The following is a 729-nucleotide window of genomic DNA, read 5'->3' as shown; positions in this document are numbered from 1 at the left end:
GGACTAATACTAATAGCTCGAGGACTTATCCAATTTTCATTGAGCGCAGCTTTTGGCAAGTATTGTGAGGTTTGAGTAGTTATTCAATTTTGAGTTGACAAGGCAATGAGATATTGTAAGTTAATTCAGTAAGTTAAGTGACGATAGCCTAGGAGATACACCTGTACCCATGCCGAACACAGAAGTTAAGCCCTAGAACGCCGGAAGTAGTTGGGGGTTGCCCCCTGTGAGATATGGTAGTCGCTTAGCTATTATCCGCCATAGCTCAGTTGGTAGTAGCGCATGACTGTTAATCATGATGTCGTAGGTTCGAGTCCTACTGGCGGAGTAAATTAGCATATGAGAAAAGAGCAGTTAGCTCTTTTTTCTTTGTCTCTATCAATGCTTTTGCATTGTTTTAGAATCAGAGTGTTACTATAGTTGGAGCTTGACTCTTTTCTTTTTTGTGGTATAATTAACCGGTAAAGTTTCAACTGGTTAAGAAAGGGAGCGAACAATGGGGCATTTAGCAGAAAAAATTAATCATTTTTTGAATGAGGTTATATTGACAGCTGAGAATCAACATGAAATCTTGGTCGGCTCTTGTACGAGCGATGTGCGGCTAACGAACACGCAGGAACATATTTTAATGCTCTTGTCTCAGGAGTCTTTGACAAATTCTGACTTGGCAAAAAGACTGAATGTTAGTCAGGCTGCTGTAACTAAAGCTGTTAAGGCGTTGGTGGAGCA

1 protein-coding gene, 1 tRNA gene and 1 rRNA gene are annotated in these 729 nt (G+C 40.6%); all 3 read left to right on the top strand.

The features are described 5' to 3' along the window. Positions 1-133 precede the first annotated feature (133 nt). Positions 134-249: ribosomal RNA gene (rrf, locus tag D8872_RS10760) — 5S ribosomal RNA — on the top strand. Positions 250-254: 5 nt separating this feature from the next. Then, positions 255-328 (top strand) — tRNA-Asn (locus tag D8872_RS10755). Between the two features lie 168 nt (positions 329-496). Beyond that, the coding region (locus D8872_RS10750; protein ID WP_125390885.1) for a MarR family transcriptional regulator at positions 497-729 on the top strand (233 nt) is incomplete at its 3' end.

This window comes from Streptococcus cristatus, from assembly GCF_003943815.1.
Lineage (GTDB): Bacteria > Bacillota > Bacilli > Lactobacillales > Streptococcaceae > Streptococcus > Streptococcus cristatus_F.
Note: the sequence above shows the minus strand (reverse complement) of the source record. Positions and strands in the feature narration are given on the sequence as shown.